This window comes from Maricurvus nonylphenolicus, assembly GCF_042854845.1.
Lineage (GTDB): Bacteria > Pseudomonadota > Gammaproteobacteria > Pseudomonadales > Cellvibrionaceae > Maricurvus > Maricurvus nonylphenolicus.
The window spans coordinates 446,460-461,993 of the sequence record NZ_AP031498.1 but is presented as its reverse complement, the minus strand read 5'-3'; the positions used below and the strand labels follow the sequence as shown (position 1 = coordinate 461,993).

General features: G+C 51.1%; 14 protein-coding genes and 1 other RNA gene. 5 read left to right on the top strand and 10 right to left on the bottom strand.

Annotated elements, in window-relative coordinates; genetic code table 11:
- Positions 1-38: 38 nt before the first annotated feature.
- The 3 genes from dnaJ to grpE form a co-directional block, all read right to left on the bottom strand.
- Entirely contained in the window at positions 39-1,175 is a 1,137-nt protein-coding gene (gene dnaJ, locus ACGHZ6_RS02065; protein WP_390617124.1) for a molecular chaperone DnaJ, read from the bottom strand.
- Positions 1,176-1,335: 160 nt separating this feature from the next.
- On the bottom strand, positions 1,336-3,267 hold the full coding sequence (gene dnaK / locus ACGHZ6_RS02060) for a molecular chaperone DnaK (protein WP_390617123.1): 1,932 nt from the start codon (positions 3,265-3,267) through the stop codon (positions 1,336-1,338).
- A gap of 166 nt (positions 3,268-3,433) precedes the next feature.
- A complete protein-coding gene (grpE, locus tag ACGHZ6_RS02055) occupies positions 3,434-4,006 on the bottom strand; it encodes a nucleotide exchange factor GrpE (RefSeq protein ID WP_390617122.1) in 573 nt (190 codons plus the stop codon).
- A gap of 212 nt (positions 4,007-4,218) precedes the next feature.
- Here grpE and recN point away from each other — a divergent pair, with 212 nt between their 5' ends.
- The gene (recN, locus tag ACGHZ6_RS02050) at positions 4,219-5,880 is read left to right on the top strand and encodes a DNA repair protein RecN (protein ID WP_390617121.1); all 1,662 of its coding nucleotides are present in this window, start codon (positions 4,219-4,221) and stop codon (positions 5,878-5,880) included.
- Positions 5,881-5,949: 69 nt separating this feature from the next.
- Here recN and ACGHZ6_RS02045 read toward each other — a convergent pair whose 3' ends face one another.
- Both ACGHZ6_RS02045 and fur read right to left on the bottom strand, forming a co-directional pair.
- Positions 5,950-6,492 carry a hypothetical protein gene (locus ACGHZ6_RS02045; protein WP_390617120.1) on the bottom strand — a complete coding sequence of 181 codons (543 nt, stop codon included), beginning with the start codon at positions 6,490-6,492 and terminating at the stop codon, positions 5,950-5,952.
- A 110-nt stretch (positions 6,493-6,602) separates the two neighbouring features.
- Positions 6,603-7,010, bottom strand: coding sequence for a ferric iron uptake transcriptional regulator (gene fur, locus ACGHZ6_RS02040; RefSeq protein ID WP_390617119.1), 408 nt, complete (start codon positions 7,008-7,010; stop codon positions 6,603-6,605).
- Between the two features lie 77 nt (positions 7,011-7,087).
- On the opposite strand from fur, the gene ACGHZ6_RS02035 reads away from it, so the two are divergent.
- A complete protein-coding gene (locus tag ACGHZ6_RS02035) occupies positions 7,088-7,447 on the top strand; it encodes an outer membrane protein assembly factor BamE (protein ID WP_390617118.1) in 360 nt (119 codons plus the stop codon).
- A 42-nt stretch (positions 7,448-7,489) separates the two neighbouring features.
- Here the strand turns inward: ACGHZ6_RS02035 and ACGHZ6_RS02030 are convergent, their stop codons facing one another.
- The 4 genes from ACGHZ6_RS02030 to ACGHZ6_RS02015 all read right to left on the bottom strand — a co-directional run bounded on the left by ACGHZ6_RS02030 (position 7,490) and on the right by ACGHZ6_RS02015 (position 12,340).
- On the bottom strand, positions 7,490-7,813 hold the full coding sequence (locus tag ACGHZ6_RS02030) for an RnfH family protein (RefSeq protein ID WP_390617116.1): 324 nt from the start codon (positions 7,811-7,813) through the stop codon (positions 7,490-7,492).
- A gap of 33 nt (positions 7,814-7,846) precedes the next feature.
- A complete protein-coding gene (locus ACGHZ6_RS02025; RefSeq protein WP_390617115.1) occupies positions 7,847-8,278 on the bottom strand; it encodes a type II toxin-antitoxin system RatA family toxin in 432 nt (143 codons plus the stop codon).
- Positions 8,279-8,348: 70 nt separating this feature from the next.
- Positions 8,349-9,746, bottom strand: coding sequence for a sodium-dependent transporter (locus ACGHZ6_RS02020; protein WP_390617114.1), 1,398 nt, complete (start codon positions 9,744-9,746; stop codon positions 8,349-8,351).
- Positions 9,747-9,931: 185 nt separating this feature from the next.
- Positions 9,932-12,340 (bottom strand): TonB-dependent receptor, encoded by a 2,409-nt coding sequence (locus ACGHZ6_RS02015; RefSeq protein WP_390617113.1) that lies wholly within the window; start codon positions 12,338-12,340, stop codon positions 9,932-9,934.
- A 261-nt stretch (positions 12,341-12,601) separates the two neighbouring features.
- Here ACGHZ6_RS02015 and ACGHZ6_RS02010 point away from each other — a divergent pair, with 261 nt between their 5' ends.
- The 3 genes from ACGHZ6_RS02010 to ssrA all read left to right on the top strand — a co-directional run bounded on the left by ACGHZ6_RS02010 (position 12,602) and on the right by ssrA (position 14,966).
- Positions 12,602-13,951: a sodium-dependent transporter gene (locus ACGHZ6_RS02010; protein ID WP_390617112.1), complete on the top strand. Its 1,350-nt coding sequence runs from the start codon at positions 12,602-12,604 to the stop codon at positions 13,949-13,951.
- 42 nt (positions 13,952-13,993) lie between these two features.
- Positions 13,994-14,473, top strand: coding sequence for an SsrA-binding protein SmpB (gene smpB / locus ACGHZ6_RS02005; protein ID WP_390617111.1), 480 nt, complete (start codon positions 13,994-13,996; stop codon positions 14,471-14,473).
- 103 nt (positions 14,474-14,576) lie between these two features.
- Positions 14,577-14,966, top strand: a transfer-messenger RNA (tmRNA) gene (gene ssrA / locus ACGHZ6_RS02000).
- Between the two features lie 50 nt (positions 14,967-15,016).
- Here the strand turns inward: ssrA and ACGHZ6_RS01995 are convergent.
- Positions 15,017-15,505: a hypothetical protein gene (locus ACGHZ6_RS01995; protein ID WP_390617110.1), complete on the bottom strand. Its 489-nt coding sequence runs from the start codon at positions 15,503-15,505 to the stop codon at positions 15,017-15,019.
- Between the last annotated feature and the right edge of the window lie 29 nt (positions 15,506-15,534).

The window sequence follows — 15,534 nt, the reverse complement described above, 5'->3', positions numbered from 1 at the left end:
TAATTTTCCATGTCTTCGTTAGAGGCTCAGCCGCTAACTTAAATTTTCATATCGCCAAAGAAGTTCTTCATACCCTCAAACCAGCTATCCTGCTTGGGGGAATTTTTGTCGCCCTTCATAGTACCCTGAAACTCGCGCAACAGCTCTTTTTGTTTGTTGCTGAGGTTGACCGGGGTCTCGACAATCACACGGCACAACAAATCACCAGTATTGCCACCGCGCACAGGCGTTACGCCTTTGCCTCGTAAACGGAACAGTTTGCCGGTTTGAGTTTCGCTAGGCACTTTGAGCTTTACGCGACCATCGAGGGTCGGCACATCCAGTTCGCCGCCCAAAGCAGCATCGACAAAACTGATTGGCACTTCGCAGTAAAGGTTTTTACCTTCGCGCTGGAAGATCTCATGCTCTTGCACAGACACCTGTACATAGAGATCACCGGCGGGCCCACCATCGGCCCCAGCTTCACCTTCACCCGCCAGACGAATGCGGTCTCCGGTATCAACACCCGCAGGTACTTTTACCGACAGGGTTTTGGTTTCTTCTATGCGGCCTTGGCCGTGACAGTCACGGCACGGATCGGTAATGATGCTTCCCTTGCCACGACAGTTTGGACAGGTTTGCTGCACCGAGAAGAAACCCTGCTGCATGCGCACCTGGCCCACACCGCCACAGGTGGTACAGGTTTGTGGGGATGTTCCAGGTTTTGCACCGGAACCATCACACGTGCCACAACTAACCAGCGTAGGTACACGAATTTTTACAGTGGTACCCTTAACAGCGTCTTCCAGACTCAGATCAAGGGTGTAGCGTAGATCTGCGCCACGAGCCGGACCACCGCGGCCGCGTCCACCGCCGCCTCCGCCACCGAAGATGTCACCGAAGACATCACCGAAAATATCACTGAAGTTACCAAAGCCACCGGCACCAGCGCCGCCGCCCATACCCTGGCCATCAACACCAGCGTGACCAAACTGATCGTAGGCCGCACGTTTTTCAGCGTCCGACAGAATCTCGTAGGCCTCATTGGCCTCTTTGAATTTCTCTTCGGCTTCCTGATCGTCAGGGTTACGGTCCGGGTGGTATTTCATCGCCACACGGCGATAGGCTTTTTTCAAATCCTTGTCGGACACATCCTTGGCAACACCCAGGACGTCGTAATAATCACGTTTGGACATAAGTCAGCTACTGGCTCAGTAAATTCGTTTTTTCGTCTTTCTTAATACGTTAAAACGCGGGACATGCCCGCGTATAAGTTAGAAGTCAGTGGATTGATGCTGGCTGAGCCGTGTAATACTCAACTCAATTTAACCAACATCAATACATCGAACATCGAACTTACTTATCGTCTTTTACTTCTTCAAACTCGGCGTCAACCACACCCTCTTCAGCGCCAGCACCTTGCTCAGGCTCTGCCTGCTCGGCACCACCTTGCGCTTGGGCTGCTTCAGCTTGCTCGGCATACATCTTTTGCGCCAGGCCGCTGGAGGCTTCAGTCAGTTTGGTGGTTGCAGCTTCCATTGCAGCTTTGTCGTCACCTTTCACAGCTTCTTCTGCTTCGGTCAGGGCTGCATTGATTGCGGTTTTCTCTTCTTCAGTCGCTTTATCGCCAGCTTCTTCCAAGGTCTTTTTGGTTGCACCAATCAGACCATCGAGTGTGTTACGGGCAGCAACCAGCTCCTCGAAGGCCTTATCGGCTTCGGCATTAGCTTCGGCGTCACGTACCATTGCATCGATCTCGTCATCGCTCAGACCAGAGTTAGCCTTAATAACGATGGACTGCTCTTTACCGGTAGCCTTGTCTTTAGCACCAACATTCAGAATACCGTTGGCATCAATATCGAAGGTAACCTCAATTTGAGGCATGCCACGTGGCGCCGGTGGAATCTCACTCAGATCGAAACGACCCAGTGATTTGTTTTGTGCCGCCTGCTTACGCTCACCCTGTACAACGTGAATGGTAACAGCAGACTGATTGTCTTCTGCGGTTGAGAACACCTGAGACTTCTTGGTAGGAATCGTGGTGTTTTTCTCGATCAGCGGTGTAGCAACGCCACCCATGGTTTCGATACCCAGAGTCAGAGGCGATACGTCCAGCAGCAGCACGTCTTTGACGTCACCAGCCAGTACCGCACCTTGAATGGCAGCACCCATGGCAACCGCTTCATCAGGGTTTACATCTTTACGCGCTTCTTTACCGAAGAACTCAGCCACTTTTTCCTGAACCAGCGGCATACGGGTTTGACCACCTACCAGAATGACATCGTCGATGTCGCTAACAGACAGATCAGCATCTTTCAGTGCAGTTTTCATTGGCTCCAGAGAGCGGGCAACCAACTCTTCAACCAGAGACTCCAGTTTGGCGCGAGTCATCTTAACAACCAGGTGCTTAGGACCGGTTGCATCAGCGGTGATGTACGGCAGGTTCACTTCGGTTTGCTGAGCAGAAGACAGCTCGATCTTGGCTTTTTCAGCAGCTTCTTTCAGACGCTGCAGAGCCAGCGGATCATTGTGCAGATCGATGCCATTTTCTTTCTTGAATTCGTCTGCCAGATATTCGATCAGACGCAAGTCGAAATCTTCACCACCCAGGAAGGTGTCACCGTTGGTGGACAGCACTTCAAACTGGTGCTCACCGTCGACGTCAGCAATTTCGATAATGGAGATATCGAAGGTACCACCACCCAGGTCGTATACCGCAACGGTGTGGTCGCCCTTGGCTTTGTCCATACCGTAGGCCAGTGCCGCAGCGGTTGGCTCGTTGATAATACGTTTTACATCCAGACCCGCGATCTTACCGGCGTCTTTGGTCGCCTGACGCTGAGAGTCGTTAAAGTAAGCAGGAACGGTAATTACCGCTTCGGTTACAGACTCGCCCAGGTAATCCTCAGCAGTCTTTTTCATTTTCTTCAGAACTTCAGCAGAGATCTGAGGTGGTGCCTTCTTGTCGCCCTTGGCTTCAACCCAGGCATCGCCATTGTCGGCGGCAACAATTTTGTAAGGCACCATGGAGATATCTTTCTGTACCACGTCGTCCTGGAACTTACGGCCGATCAGACGCTTAACTGCAAACAGGGTGTTGTCAGGGTTGGTTACTGACTGACGCTTGGCGCTCTGGCCTACCAGGATCTCGCCATCATCGGTAAAAGCAACGATGGAAGGCGTAGTACGATCACCCTCAGCGTTCTCAATCACTTTGCTTTTTTCACCTTCCAGCACAGACACACAGGAGTTTGTGGTGCCGAGGTCAATACCGATAATCTTGCCCATTGGAATCTCCGATCTCTTATCTTCACTTAAGGCTTAAGGCCGCCATGATTTGGCTGAACCCACGCCTTGAATTTAACTGTTTAAGGCTCTTTTCGAGCTGTTGATTTCTATATTGGCGCAGTTGTTTGATTTTCAACCCCTGCGCCTGATTTTTTAAGCGTTTGCCTTACGCTGGCGCTTTCGCAACTACAACCATCGCCGGGCGCACCAGACGACCGTGCAAGCTGTAGCCCTTCTGGAACACATTCAGCACCGTGTTAGGCTCGGCATCCGGGCTTTCCACCATGGACATCGCCTGATGCAGCTGCGGGTCAAACGGCTCGCCTACCGGGTTAATGGCTTCAACGTTGTGGCGGGCCAGAGTGTCCTGGAAGGACTTCAAGGTCAGTTCAACACCTTCGATAACCGCTTTTACCGCCTCGTCATCGGCATTGATGTTTTCCAGCGCGCGCTCCAGGTTATCGATAATCGGCAACAGGTCATTGACCAGTTTTTCCTGACCGAACTTGTGAGCCTTCTCAACATCCTGCTCGGCACGACGACGTACATTCTGCACCTCAGCCTGGGCACGAACAGCCTGATCTTTGGCTGTCGCCAGCTCTTCGGTCAGGGATTCAACCTGCGCCTGCAGATCACCGCCCTCAGGGGCATTGGTCGCCTCAGCTTCTGGCGCTTCAGCTTCAGTAGAGGTTTCCAGATTCTCTTCAACTTCAGGGGTGGTCTGCTCTTCGTTGGACACGTGTTTCTCCGCTATTTGCTTCAATTGGCCGGTCAACGGCCAGGATCTTTAATTTACTTGAAGGGGTATATGGGGCCAGTCGGCGGGCATTCAAGAGGTCAAACCCCGTAAAAGTTGTGGAAAAAGCATCCATATCGTAAAAATACTGGACATCCAGACAGACTACTGTATAAATAACCACATAAATATAACTTTCAATGGATGGCGGGCCCATGCTTACTCATCTCAGTGTTAGTAACTTCACCCTGGTGGAATCCCTGGAGCTGGAAATCGCCCCGGGCATGACAGCGATTACCGGTGAAACCGGTGCCGGTAAATCCATTTTGCTCGATGCCCTAGGCCTGGCCCTGGGTGATAGAGCCGACCCAGATCGTGTACGCACCGGCGCCGAGCGTGCAGATATTCACGCCAGCTTTGATATCAGCACCATTCCCGCCGCTCACGAGTGGCTGGTAGAACACGACCTGAAGATTGATGATGAGTGCCTGTTGCGCCGCACGGTGACCACCGAAGGCCGCTCGCGGGCCTATATCAACGGCCACCCCGCCACCCTGCAGCAACTGAAAGGCCTGGGTGAACGCCTGTTGGATATTCACAGCCAGCACGCCCACCAATCCCTACTCAAGAAAGATAACCATCGGCGCCTGCTGGATGAGTTTGGCCAACTGCAGGAACTGGCCACACAGGTCAGCCAGGCCCACAACCAATGGCAACAGTTACAACAGCAGTTCACCCTGCTGCGGGATAACTCCGAAGAGATGAGCGCCCGCTTCCAGCTGCTGAGCTATCAAGTAGAAGAGCTCGACCTGCTAGACCTCAACGAAGGTGAAATTGCCGAGCTGGAAAGCGAGCAAAAACGCCTGGCCAATGCCGACACCATTTTACGTAATAGTCAGCAGCTCTCCGAGCTGTGCACTGACGAGCAATACGGCTTATTGGAAGCCTTTAACAAGGCATTACACCTACTCAGCGAAATGCCCGAGAAAACCGGCCACCTGCTGGAAACCGAGCAACTATTGATTAGTGCCCAGATTCAGGCCCAGGAAGCCCAACGTGAACTGGATACCCATATTGATGGCTTTGAGCTGGACCCCGAGCGCCTGCAGACTGTCGAAGAACGCCTGTCGAGCTGTTACGAGATTGCCCGTAAACACCGGGTACAACCGGAAGAGCTGATAGAGCTACACCAGAACCTCAGTGAAGAATTGCAGCAACTCAGTGGTGGCGACGCCAAACTGGAAGAACTGGAGCAGCAGGTCAACGACGCCCTCGCCAACTACCATCAACTGGCCACCAAACTGTCGAAAAAACGCGGTAAAGCGGCCAAACAGCTCAGCCAGGAGATCAACGAACAACTGCAAGCCCTGGCCATGAAAAACGCCCTGCTCGAAGTCGCCTGTAATACCGACACTGAACGCACCAGCAGCCACGGCCTGGACGATATTGAATTCTTGATCAGCACCAACCCCGGCCAACCACCACGCCCATTGGCCAAGGTCGCCTCGGGCGGAGAGCTGTCACGGGTAAGCCTGGCGATTCAGGTGATCACCGCACGCAGCTCCACTATTCCGACACTGGTATTTGATGAGGTGGATGTGGGTATTGGCGGTGCCACCGGCGATGTGGTGGGCCAGCTGTTGCGCCAGCTGGGTGATCAGGGTCAGGTGATCTGCGTGACGCACTTGGCGCAGGTGGCCAGCAAGGCCCATCAGCATTTACAGGTCAGTAAAGAAAGCGATAAAAAATCGACCCAGTCGACCCTGGTGCCACTGGTTGGCGATAGTCGTATTGAAGAGATTGCGCGGATGATGGGCGGGGCCAAGATTACTGAACAGTCTTTAGCGCATGCTCGTGAAATGGCCGAAGCAGTATAAAGAAAAGGGGTCTAAATAAAATGGGGTCTGACCCGCAGGGTCAGACCCCTTCGTATTTTCAGCCTGCTATTAAGCGTCGTCAGACTGTTTTAACTGCTCGTACTGCTCGGGATCAACAAACATCAAACGCAGGGTAATCTCTTTGTTTTTACCTGGCTCAATAGCAACAACCATCACATTGTATTGGCCATTCACTTGAATCACGCCTGGCTGATGAACCAAGACAGAACCTTGCTCGTTATTGGTCAGTAAATTCAGATCCTTCTTCTCACGTAGCGTCTGGCCAATACGGGCCAACATCGCTTTTAACGCATCGAGAAACACGGGGAAACCAAAGGGGCCGACAAATTCACTGTAATCCAGCGCCAACTTCAAAGGCAGCTCATGGCCCTGACCTTCAATCGGTTGGCCATCGACATTTTTAGGCGTCAGGGTAATAGCACCCAGCTTGACCGCCTTGCCATTCTTGAGATCTTTTAACAGCGCTTTTGCCTTATCGGCAGGCTGCTTAATAAAGGCCTGATGCATAATGCCACAGCCCAAATCCAGAACCTGAACAAGGTTAAGGTCTATTTGCTGCTTGGGTTTAGCTGCGGGCTTTTCGTCGCTCATCTCTAACCACCTTACATACTGCTTATTATTGTTTTAGGATTTCTCTCGACGGGGATAATAGCAGGTGTCGACGGACGCCGACACCCAGCAAGACAGGTTACAAGCTTGGCTTAAGCTTTGGGCTTAACGTACAGAACCAGGCTGTGACCGGTTAGCTCGTAACCGTTGTCTGCGGCAATCTTCTCTTGCAGCGCTTCGATCTCATCGTTGTGGAATTCCATTACCTGACCGGTTTCCACACACACCATATGGTCGTGATGTTCGCCACGATCCAGCTCAAATACCGAGTGACCACCATCGAAGTTGTGGCGCACCACCAAGCCTGCAGCTTCAAATTGCGTCAATACGCGGTAAACCGTCGCTAAACCGACGTCCTCACCGGCCTCCATCAGCAGTTTGTAGACATCTTCTGCACTTAGATGATGCTGCTCATTGCTTTCCAAGATTTGGAGGATTTTTACCCGCGGCAGGGTTACCTTTAAGCCAGCCTTGCGCAGTTCCTGATTTTCAACGGCCATTTTCGCCTCAGAGTCTTCTCAGTTGGATTGAAGTTCGGGTATTATCCCCGTTCACTTTACGTTGTGGAACCCCTGCTATGCAAAAAGCCTGTCGCCTGCTAATGGCCACACTATTACTAGGTCTTCTCGCCGGATGCCAATACTTCCAGTTTCCCGGTGTTCATAAAATCGCCATCCAGCAGGGTAATATCGTCACCCAGGACATGATTGACCAGCTGAAACCCGGCATGACTCGCCGCCAGGTACGCTATGTTATGGGCAATCCTCTGATCGAAGATACCTTTAGCCCTGATCGCTGGGATTACTTCTACAGCATGATCGCCCCCAACGGCGATGTCACCAAAGAGCGTGTATCCATCTACTTTAAGGAAGACAAGCTGTCTCACTTCAGTGGCGACTTTGTCCCTTCCAGTGCGCTGGGCTCTGCAGCGGAATAATCCTTCCTGATGCCACCCACTCCTGGGTGGCACACTCACACATCAGTCTTTCTTGGCCTTTGCCTTTTCGGCACGCTTGCGTCGGACCTCTTTCGGATCAGAAATCAGTGGGCGATAGATTTCGACCCTATCACCAGATTGCAGCTCGTGCTCATGGGCTTTTTTCAAACCTTTGGTACCCAGCGCCTGACCAAAGATACCCATCTTGGCATTTTCCACATCGATTTCCGGGAACTCCTTATCAATCCCCGACTGCTTAACCGCCTGCAAGGCCGTGGTACCAGGCTTGACCAGTAGCTCAATAATTTTTTGTTTGTCAGGCAGCGCATAGGCCACTTCGACTGTGATCATTTCTATATCAGACATACTTCTCTCACTTCATTTGCAGGGCACAAATAATTAACCGTAAACAACCTGTGCCCGCTGCACCAAACCATCCACCAGTTGATTGGCCACTGATTCAAACCACTTCCCGGCAGCCATACCTATCAGTTTGCTGCTAAATTCAAAATCCAACTGTAAAGACACCTTACAGGCATCTTCCGCCAACACCTGAAAGCGCCACTCGCCCTGCAAACGGCTAAAAGGCCCCTCTTCCAACGCCATGGTCATAGACTCAGGTGGCGTTAGCTTATTGCGAGTCACAAAGCTGTGGCTAATACCCGCCTTGCTTAAGTCCAGGCGAGCCACCACTTCGTGCTCGCTTTTCTCCAGTATTTCAGCGCCTTTACAACCTTCCATATATTGCGGGTAGGCCGCAATATCATTGACCAGCGCAAACATCTTTTCCGCCGAAAAGGCCACCAAAGCACTGCGTTCAATATGCGCCATAACTTACCTCAAGACAGCCTTTTAAATCTCTCGTCCAAATTAACCAAACACTCTTCTAACAAGCTCGCTGTTAACCAAACAAGCCCTGCAGCAGAGCTTTAATCTGATCACCAAACAGCAGCATGATAAACACAAAACCCACCAGGACTGGGGAGACATAGCGTACCACCCAGAACCAGCGATCAAAGAATGCCTGGCTTTCCACATGTAACTCCTTGCGCACATGCTCACGCCTCATAAACCAACCCACAAAGATCGCAATCAGCAGACCACACAGGGGCAGCATGATATTGGCCGTGAGGTAGTCCAAAAAGTCGAACATGGTCATGCCGAAGAAAGGTTTGAATTCGGCCCAATCATTAAATGACAACACAGTGCCCAGGCCCAGCAGCCAGGCAAGAAAGCCGAGCAAAATATTGGCTGACAAACGACTAAAGCGTTTGGACTCCACCAGGTAGGCAACTCCAGGCTCAATCAGGGAAATGGCAGAGCTCCAGGCTGCGATCGCAATCAGCACAAAGAAAACAACACCAAAAATCAGGCCCCCTGGCATGTTACCAAACGCTACCGGCAAACTTACAAACAACAGACCTGGCCCAGCACTAGGTTCAATGCCCTGCGTTGCAAATACAACAGGGAAAATGGCCAGTCCAGCAACCAGCGCAATCAAGGTATCCAGAATACCTACCGTAATAACGGTTTTGGACAGCGAAGCTTCTGAAGGCATATAAGCCCCGTAAGCCATAATCGCACCCATCCCCAAGCTCAAGGTAAAGAAGGCATGCCCCAAGGCAATCAAAACCCCATTCCACGTCAGCTTGTCCGCATTAAAACTGAACAGGAAGTTAAACCCGGCCATAAAGTCGCCTTGCTTGACGGCGTAGATCAATAACACGATCAACAATACAAACAGTAAAGGCATCAACACCCGAACTGCATTACCCAAGCCTTTGGTTACACCGCCGATCACCACCCCGATGGTCATAATAATAAACAGGCTGTGCCACATGATGAGCTCATTTTTATTGCTTAACAGGGTTTCAAAGCGCGCGCCGGAACTGGCGCCGGTAATGTTCTGAAAGCTGCCATCGGCCATGGCAAACACATAGTGCAGCGCCCAGCCGGCGATAACACTGTAAAACGAAAGAATCAGGAAGCCTGCGACCACCCCCATCCAGCCGATACCACCCCAGAATTTGGGTAAGCCGGCTTCAAGGGCTAGATCGCGCATGGAGTTAATTGGGCTTTGGCGTCCACGGCGCCCAATTAAAACCTCAGCGATCATGATAGGAATGCCCACCAGGGCAATACAGAGTAAATAGACCAACACAAAGGCGCCGCCACCGTTTTCGCCTGTGATATAGGGAAACTTCCAGATATTCCCCAATCCCACAGCAGACCCAGTCGCCGCCAAAATAAAGGTCCAGCGGCTGGCCCAAGTGCCATGCAGTTTGCGTTGACTTGCCATAGTTCCCCAATCCCAAGGTTCTGTTTGTAATAGGTTATTGTTCTAATAAAAGCATTGTATCGATGATAAGGGCGTGATTTCTATAGCCGGTAGCACTGCCGGTAGTTTTTATCCCAAGATCGGTATCTGTTAGCCCCCAAAAGGAAAATGCCCGCATCAGAGATACGGGCATTTTGGTGGAAAGATTAGAAGCTCTTTCTAAAGGTAACCCCAATGGTTCGAGGCTGGTTGGTGCGATAGGCCAATCGCGCCCGACCTCCTCGCTCACGATCGAAAGACAACTCAACATTTTCGTCAGTGACATTGTTGATATACACCATGGCCTCCCACTCATCATAAACCAGGCCACCGCTTATATTGAGCGTCTCATATGAATCCAACTCCAAATCCACACTGGTGACTTCAGTTCCAGCAGCACCACCAAAGGTAATGCCAGAGGTAAAATTACCTGCCCCAGATACCTGGTCTCCCGGCTGGGTGATGCGATCACCCACATATTGCAGCGAACCGGATAGATAGGTTTCTGAAGAACCCAACAGCGGCTGCGCAAACGTGTAAGTCGCAGCCAGGGCAAACTGCTCATCGGGCACAGACGCCAATCGGTTACCGTCCTCAACACCACCAACAACGTTGCCACTTGAATCTCTCACAGTTGAATCAAACTCTGCCTCGAGAATGCTGCCTGCAAACGAGACATACATACCATCAAACAGGTAACCACCCAGTTCAAATTCAATACCTGCCGTGTGCGAGTCTGGAACATTAAAAGAAATTCGAGAGGAGCAGGAACCGGCATCAAGCGTTACCTGAAGATCTTCAATATCGGAGTAAAATACCGCAGCGTTTAAAGTTACCCGACTCCAATTTGCCTTAAACCCCAGCTCGTAGTTCCACATGGTTTCGTCATCGTAAGCCTGGAAACCACCAAACGTGGATAAATCCGCAGGATCACATAATCCAGCATTGAGCGGATCATTCACGCCCCCCAAGCGAAACCCTTTAGAGGCCTGAGCATTGATAACAACCTCTTCATTCAGATCATAACTGGCCATCACTCGAGGTGTTACGCCATCGGAGTCAGTTTTATCCGTTTGATTGTCGCCATTGGAAAAGATACCGCCACTGGTAAAACTCCGCTCCTCTTCATAGTCGTACCACCTTGCTCCCAGCGTGAGATGCAGGCGCTCTGTTAGATCGTAAGTCACCTCACCAAAGACTGCGAATTGTTCAAGGTCGTAGGGAATATCGGCATTGTAGGGCGAGTCGGAACCAAAACCATTTGCCGCACCAGCAGAGGTTCCAGCCCCCAACGTCGCATCGGTAACGGCATCATAACCGGGTGTGGGCAAACGCTGACTGTATTCACGCTCGGTGTCGGCCCAAAACACACCGGCTAACCATTGCAGGTCTCCAGTATCGTTGGAACTCAAGCGAAGCTCGGCGGTATATTGTTCCAGATCTGTCGTATCAACCAAGTTGGACGGTAATAAAATACCGGCATCAGGATAGCCTTCATCGAAGGAAATACTGCCCGTTAAAGCGCTGGCATCTCGGCCGACTTCAATTTCACGATCGGTATAGCTACCCACAAACGTAACATCAAAAGGCTCTAGCCCCCAGCTCACCACTATGTCAGCAATAAGCGTCTCATCCTCAAAACTTTCATCCACTAAGAGGTATTGCTCACGCTCATCCAAATCGATTGCCGGGCGGGTCGTGGTGTAAGGATTAGCATAAATGTTAAATATCTCTTCGCGGTTAAAACCCTCCATGTCGATTTCCTGAAACACAATCCGCGGTGTTATTGTCAGGTTATCGGTTGGTTCCCAGGTCAAGGTCACACGCCCACCTGTACGATTACCGTCATTGACATCATCATCTTTAGCGCCACCTTCCCCCAAGGCATCAATAAAGCCAGCATATTCCGTGGTGTAAGCCACAACTCGTAGCGCCGCCTTGCCGTCTGCCAGCGGAATGTTGGCCATACCTTTAAGGTGCCCACCCTCTTTGCCATCCGTTACCGTGTGCAGATTCGCCTCAACGGTTGCCTCCTGCTCATCCAGCTTGGGTTGATTGGTTATGTAACGAATGGTCCCGCCCATAGAACCAGAACCGAACAGGGTCCCTTGAGGGCCGCGAAGCGTCTCTACCCGATTTAAGTCAAATAAATCCAGGTCCGGAGTAAACAGCGACAGGGAAATTACGCTTTCATCCAGATAAATGCCCACCTGCTCTTTTACACCCGGCTGATCGCGCACAATTTGGCCTGCAGAAACCCCGCGAATAGCGACTTGGCTCTGGCCAGGCCCTAAATTCTGAATGGCCAGACCAGCGACATTGCGCGATAAATCTTCCAGATTACTCGCACCTGTACGCTGTATATCATCCTGTGTCTGGGCGTTGATGGAAAAGGGTAAATCCTGGATGGTCGACTCTCGCTTGGTCGCGGTAACAATAATTTCTTCAATCTCGAACTCGCGACCTTCGGAAGCGTTTTGAGCCATCAACTCACTAGCCGTCAGTGCGCTGATACATACCGGGAGAAAAGCCAGGGGAAAGGATGGAGTCTTGTTGCATACTTGCAGACTTGGCATAGTGCCTCCTATTGGATTGTCTGCCACCAATACACATTTAATATATTGGCGCTGGTTATGAGGATGCGCCGAAAGTGTTCGGCTGAAATAATCTATATAGACCATCCCGAGCGTTTCTGCTCATTTTTTGTACAGCCACAATATATGGCAAATGCAGGTAACAGATGCTTGCACCAGCGCCTGCGCTGCACGCACAATAACCCGCTTTAAGCCCAGAACCTTCTGGTCATGGCACCACAACATAACAAGAGCATTTAATTAATGGCCTCCAGAGAACAGTTTTCCTCCAAAACCGGATTTATTATGGCGGCAGCAGGCTCTGCCATCGGCCTTGGTAATATCTGGGGGTTCCCCACCCAAACAGCCAGTAATGGTGGCGCAGCCTTTGTGCTGGTTTATTTTGTGATGGCGTTCTGCTTGGCCTATCCCGCGCTTATGGCTGAACTCATCATTGGCCGACACGCTTGTGCCAATGCTGTTACCGCACTGCAGCTCATCTCAAACGGCCCCAGAACCCGCGCATTGGGCACCGGCGTAGGCCTTTATGGCGTAGTGGTTGCCAGCCTTATCCTGAGTTTCTATGCCATTGTTGCAGGCTGGATGTTGGCCTTCTTTCTCGACCCCATTGCCAAGCTGTTGGGCCAAGCAGAGATCAGCCAATGGCTGACCGACTCCAGCCTGTCACGGAATTTGACAGCCATGATTGCCTTTATGGCGCTGACGGTATGGATTATTAGCCAGGGTATTACCAACGGCATTGAGAAGTGGTCTACCCGATTAATGCCTGTCTTATTGGCCTTGCTGGTACTGCTTATCATCTATGTGCTGCGCCAGCCGGAAGCCCAAGAGGGCTTGAAGGTATACCTGCTACCAGACTTTGACCGAATAGACCCCAGCCTGATATTAAATGCCCTTGGCCAAGCCTTCTTTTCCCTCTCACTCGGGGTAGGCACCATGCTGATTTATGGCTCCTACCTGAGCCGAGAGTCCAACCTGCCTCGCTTAGGCGTTATGGTGACGGTTGTTGATTCTGGAATCGCCTTTATCGCAGGGCTTTTGATCGTTCCAGCCATGTATGTAGCTCAAGCCTACGGTGCCGTAATCTTTAATGAAGACGGTAGCTTGGTTGCAGGCCCGCAACTGATCTTCCAGGTACTGCCCACACTCTTCCATTCCATGGAAGGGGTAATTGGCCTCTTGGTCGCCCTGGCCTTCTTCCTGCTGATGAGCATCGCCTCTGTTACCTCTTCAATTTCAATGCTGGAGGTACCCGTAGCCCTAACTACCGAGAAATATGGCATTTCACGACCAAAAGCCACCATACTGATTGGTATTGTGATCGCTGCCATCAGTACACTGATCCTGCTGAACTTTGACCAGTTATTTGATGCCGTTGTCACACTGACTACGGTTTATAGTCAACCTTTGCTTGGCGCCCTGCTGTGTATATTTGTTGGCTGGATATGGCACAGAGATAACCTGCTGGAAGAAATTAAAAAGGGGGACCCCAATGTTGAATCCACCCTGTTTTGGAAAATTTGGCCATTTTATGTCCGCTTTGTGTGCCCAGTGCTTATCCTGGCGACATTTGTTCAAAGCCTAATGGGATAATTCATTTAGGCTTTCTATTGAGATACCGCTATAATCCGCGCCATGGCCAAGAAGCAAAAGAAAAAAACCGGTAGCAATACCATCGCCCAGAACAAAAAAGCACGCTTTGACTATCACTTAACGGATAAGTACGAGGCGGGCCTGTCCCTGAAAGGCTGGGAAGTAAAAAGCTTGCGCGAAGGTAAAGTGCAGATAGTCGACACCTATGTGTTCTTCAAAAATGGTGAAGCCTGGTTACTGAACGCACAGATTCAGCCTTTACCCTGTGCCTCGACCCACTTTGTCACCGAACCCAACCGCCCGCGCAAGCTGCTACTGCACCGCAAGGAAATCGCCAAGCTACAACAGGCCGTTGATCAAAAAGACTACACTGCCGTGTGCACAGCCCTTTACTGGAAACAGCATTTGGTGAAGTGTGAAATCTGCCTGGCCAAAGGTAAGAAGATGCACGACAAGCGCGAAGCAGAGAAAGATCGCGACTGGAGCCGCCAGAAGCAGCGTCTGTTCCAAAAGAGCGTTTAATTCTCAAGGCATTAGCCACTCCCACCCCAACGCCCATTTCACCCGGATGAAGACTGGGTTACAATAGAGGCCTGCTTCCTTCTGCTCGGAGGAAGGGGTTTATGGGGCCGATTAGGATTCGACGTCGGTGACAAAACCTATGGTGCATGTCGTGAGGGTAGCGAATCACGTAAATCCAAAGCTGCATTTTATTAGTTGCCAATGATGACAACTACGGTGCTGCTCTAGCTGCGTAAGTAGCTTTTTGCACACCTCCTAGGGGTTCGCCCCTAGCGGTCCTTAGCAAGGTGCCTGTACCGCGCTACTGACTGTCATATAGAACAGGATCGTCGCAAAACATGTTCGGGGTGGCGCGACTAAACTTTTTACCGGAATCGCAATTTACGTCCTGCCCGCTGGGCTGTAATGCGCTAAACCAATAGGCGGATCTAAGCATGTAGAGCCTTAGGCGGAGTGCTTGCGGACGGGGGTTCAAATCCCCCCGGCTCCACCAAATCAAAAAGCCCAACTTTTGCGAGTTGGGCTTTTTTGTTTTATCTATTGTTAACCAATCCCCATACGGTTTGCAATCGCTGTGGTTTGCCCCCGCAACGCTTCAAGCTTATCGCCAACAACTACCTGACCACCACTTCGGTGCAGGCCACGCTTAGCAATAGGACTATCACCTCCGTGACCAGTAAAGGTACTCTCCTGATGAAAGGCATCCTGGAAAGGCCTGTTCGTTGCGCCGTGCCTGGTACGAATTTCCCTGAATAAATCACGGGTCAGGTTTGGGGTTGTTTTCAGCTCTTCATGAAAATCTATGGCGCCTTGCTTGGTTTTGAAAAATGCGTGGGAGGTATGCTTGCGAATCTCCTGCACTTTAGGGCCCTTATCATGCTCCTGTCTTAAACGCCCTGAACCGTGGTTAGTGCGAAAGTACAGGGTCGGTGCTCTCACCTCCCCCTTTCGCGGGCCTTTATGAAATTTACCGCCAGCAGTTGCAAATTTCAGGTTCTCGGGTTTGTAAACTTGTTCTGGTGTGTAAGGCATTATTAGGCCCTCCTATTTGCCATAGTATC

What these genes read in the sequence shown, in the direction of transcription:
- ACGHZ6_RS02010 (WP_390617112.1), top strand. Translation starts at nt 12,602, where the DNA reads ATGGCCTCCAGAGAACAGTTTTCCTCCAAAACCGGATTTATTATGGCG.
- fur (WP_390617119.1), bottom strand. Translation starts at nt 7,010, where the DNA reads ATGGCCGTTGAAAATCAGGAACTGCGCAAGGCTGGCTTAAAGGTAACC.
- ACGHZ6_RS02020 (WP_390617114.1), bottom strand. Translation starts at nt 9,746, where the DNA reads ATGGCAAGTCAACGCAAACTGCATGGCACTTGGGCCAGCCGCTGGACC.
- smpB (WP_390617111.1), top strand. Translation starts at nt 13,994, where the DNA reads ATGGCCAAGAAGCAAAAGAAAAAAACCGGTAGCAATACCATCGCCCAG.
- ACGHZ6_RS02045 (WP_390617120.1), bottom strand. Translation starts at nt 6,492, where the DNA reads ATGAGCGACGAAAAGCCCGCAGCTAAACCCAAGCAGCAAATAGACCTT.
- dnaJ (WP_390617124.1), bottom strand. Translation starts at nt 1,175, where the DNA reads ATGTCCAAACGTGATTATTACGACGTCCTGGGTGTTGCCAAGGATGTG.
- recN (WP_390617121.1), top strand. Translation starts at nt 4,219, where the DNA reads ATGCTTACTCATCTCAGTGTTAGTAACTTCACCCTGGTGGAATCCCTG.
- ACGHZ6_RS02025 (WP_390617115.1), bottom strand. Translation starts at nt 8,278, where the DNA reads ATGGCGCATATTGAACGCAGTGCTTTGGTGGCCTTTTCGGCGGAAAAG.
- ACGHZ6_RS02015 (WP_390617113.1), bottom strand. Translation starts at nt 12,340, where the DNA reads ATGCCAAGTCTGCAAGTATGCAACAAGACTCCATCCTTTCCCCTGGCT.
- ACGHZ6_RS02030 (WP_390617116.1), bottom strand. Translation starts at nt 7,813, where the DNA reads ATGTCTGATATAGAAATGATCACAGTCGAAGTGGCCTATGCGCTGCCT.
- dnaK (WP_390617123.1), bottom strand. Translation starts at nt 3,267, where the DNA reads ATGGGCAAGATTATCGGTATTGACCTCGGCACCACAAACTCCTGTGTG.
- ACGHZ6_RS01995 (WP_390617110.1), bottom strand. Translation starts at nt 15,505, where the DNA reads ATGCCTTACACACCAGAACAAGTTTACAAACCCGAGAACCTGAAATTT.
- ACGHZ6_RS02035 (WP_390617118.1), top strand. Translation starts at nt 7,088, where the DNA reads ATGCAAAAAGCCTGTCGCCTGCTAATGGCCACACTATTACTAGGTCTT.